Source organism: Pseudomonas sp. P39-UII1, assembly GCF_039672635.1.
Lineage (GTDB): Bacteria > Pseudomonadota > Gammaproteobacteria > Pseudomonadales > Pseudomonadaceae > Aquipseudomonas.
Genome location: NZ_JBDFPP010000047.1, coordinates 1 through 3081, shown reverse-complemented (window position 1 = coordinate 3081; position 3081 = coordinate 1). Strand labels below are relative to the sequence as shown.

Below are 3081 nucleotides of genomic sequence, written 5' to 3'. Positions count from 1 at the left end.
CTTTTGTCAGATCGTTCTTTAAAAATTCGGATATGTGATAGAAATAGACTGAACACTACTTTCACTGGTAGTGGATCAGGCTAAGGTAAAATTTGTGATGTTGCATTACGAATTTTCGGCGAATGTCGTCTTCACAGTATAACCAGATTGCTTGGGGTTATATGGTCAAGTGAAGAAGCGCATACGGTGGATGCCTTGGCAGTCAGAGGCGATGAAAGACGTGGTAGCCTGCGATAAGCTTTGGGGAGTCGGCAAACAGACTGTGATCCAGAGATCTCTGAATGGGGGAACCCACTCAGCACAAGCTGAGTATCTTGTACTGAATACATAGGTGCAAGAGGCGAACCAGGGGAACTGAAACATCTAAGTACCCTGAGGAAAAGAAATCAACCGAGATTCCCTTAGTAGTGGCGAGCGAACGGGGACCAGCCCTTAAGTTGGTTTGAGATTAGTGGAACGCTCTGGAAAGTGCGGCCATAGTGGGTGATAGCCCCGTACACGAAAGTCTCTTATCAATGAAATCGAGTAGGACGGAGCACGAGAAACTTTGTCTGAACATGGGGGGACCATCCTCCAAGGCTAAATACTACTGACTGACCGATAGTGAACTAGTACCGTGAGGGAAAGGCGAAAAGAACCCCGGAGAGGGGAGTGAAATAGATCCTGAAACCGTATGCGTACAAGCAGTGGGAGCCTACTTTGTTAGGTGACTGCGTACCTTTTGTATAATGGGTCAGCGACTTATATTCAGTGGCGAGCTTAACCGAATAGGGGAGGCGTAGCGAAAGCGAGTCTTAATAGGGCGTTTAGTCGCTGGGTATAGACCCGAAACCGGGCGATCTATCCATGGGCAGGTTGAAGGTTAGGTAACACTGACTGGAGGACCGAACCGACTACCGTTGAAAAGTTAGCGGATGACCTGTGGATCGGAGTGAAAGGCTAATCAAGCTCGGAGATAGCTGGTTCTCCTCGAAAGCTATTTAGGTAGCGCCTCATGTATCACTGTAGGGGGTAGAGCACTGTTTCGGCTAGGGGGTCATCCCGACTTACCAAACCGATGCAAACTCCGAATACCTACAAGTGCCGAGCATGGGAGACACACGGCGGGTGCTAACGTCCGTCGTGAAAAGGGAAACAACCCAGACCGTCAGCTAAGGTCCCAAAGTCATGGTTAAGTGGGAAACGATGTGGGAAGGCTTAGACAGCTAGGAGGTTGGCTTAGAAGCAGCCACCCTTTAAAGAAAGCGTAATAGCTCACTAGTCGAGTCGGCCTGCGCGGAAGATGTAACGGGGCTCAAACCATGCACCGAAGCTACGGGTATCACCTCTGGTGATGCGGTAGAGGAGCGTTCTGTAAGCCTGTGAAGGTGAGTTGAGAAGCTTGCTGGAGGTATCAGAAGTGCGAATGCTGACATGAGTAACGACAATGGGAGTGAAAAACTCCCACGCCGAAAGACCAAGGTTTCCTGCGCAACGTTAATCGACGCAGGGTTAGTCGGTCCCTAAGGCGAGGCTGAAAAGCGTAGTCGATGGAAAACAGGTTAATATTCCTGTACTTCCAGTTATTGCGATGGAGGGACGGAGAAGGCTAGGCCAGCTTGGCGTTGGTTGTCCAAGTTTAAGGTGGTAGGCTGAGATCTTAGGCAAATCCGGGATCTCAAGGCCGAGAGCTGATGACGAGTTGCCATTAGGCGACGAAGTGGTTGATGCCATGCTTCCAAGAAAAGCTCCTAAGCTTCAGATAACTGGGAACCGTACCCCAAACCGACACAGGTGGTTAGGTAGAGAATACCAAGGCGCTTGAGAGAACTCGGGTGAAGGAACTAGGCAAAATGGCACCGTAACTTCGGGAGAAGGTGCGCCGGTGAGGGTGAAGGACTTGCTCCGTAAGCCCATGCCGGTCGAAGATACCAGGCCGCTGCGACTGTTTATTAAAAACACAGCACTCTGCAAACACGAAAGTGGACGTATAGGGTGTGACGCCTGCCCGGTGCCGGAAGGTTAATTGATGGGGTTAGCGCAAGCGAAGCTCTTGATCGAAGCCCCGGTAAACGGCGGCCGTAACTATAACGGTCCTAAGGTAGCGAAATTCCTTGTCGGGTAAGTTCCGACCTGCACGAATGGCGTAACGATGGCGGCGCTGTCTCCACCCGAGACTCAGTGAAATTGAAATCGCTGTGAAGATGCAGTGTATCCGCGGCTAGACGGAAAGACCCCGTGAACCTTTACTATAGCTTTGCACTGGACTTTGAATTTGCTTGTGTAGGATAGGTGGGAGGCTTTGAAGTGGGGACGCCAGTTCTCATGGAGCCATCCTTGAAATACCACCCTGGCAACTTTGAGGTTCTAACTCAGGTCCGTTATCCGGATCGAGGACAGTGTATGGTGGGTAGTTTGACTGGGGCGGTCTCCTCCCAAAGAGTAACGGAGGAGTACGAAGGTGCGCTCAGACCGGTCGGAAATCGGTCGTAGAGTATAAAGGCAAAAGCGCGCTTGACTGCGAGACAAACACGTCGAGCAGGTACGAAAGTAGGTCTTAGTGATCCGGTGGTTCTGTATGGAAGGGCCATCGCTCAACGGATAAAAGGTACTCCGGGGATAACAGGCTGATACCGCCCAAGAGTTCATATCGACGGCGGTGTTTGGCACCTCGATGTCGGCTCATCACATCCTGGGGCTGAAGCCGGTCCCAAGGGTATGGCTGTTCGCCATTTAAAGTGGTACGCGAGCTGGGTTTAGAACGTCGTGAGACAGTTCGGTCCCTATCTGCCGTGGACGTTTGAGATTTGAGAGGGGCTGCTCCTAGTACGAGAGGACCGGAGTGGACGAACCTCTGGTGTTCCGGTTGTCACGCCAGTGGCATTGCCGGGTAGCTATGTTCGGAAGAGATAACCGCTGAAAGCATCTAAGCGGGAAACTTGCCTCAAGATGAGATCTCACTGGGATCTTGAATCCCCTAAAGGGCCGTCGAAGACTACGACGTTGATAGGTTGGGTGTGTAAGCGCTGTGAGGCGTTGAGCTAACCAATACTAATTGCCCGTGAGGCTTGACCATATAACACCCAAGCAATTTGCTAGCGC

Annotated in this window: 1 rRNA gene; it reads left to right on the top strand. The window is 51.3% G+C overall.

Features of this window, described 5'->3' with window-relative positions:
• Positions 1 to 163: 163 nt before the first annotated feature.
• Positions 164 to 3055 (top strand): 23S ribosomal RNA (locus tag ABEH27_RS25615).
• The last annotated feature ends 26 nt before the right edge of the window (positions 3056 to 3081 follow it).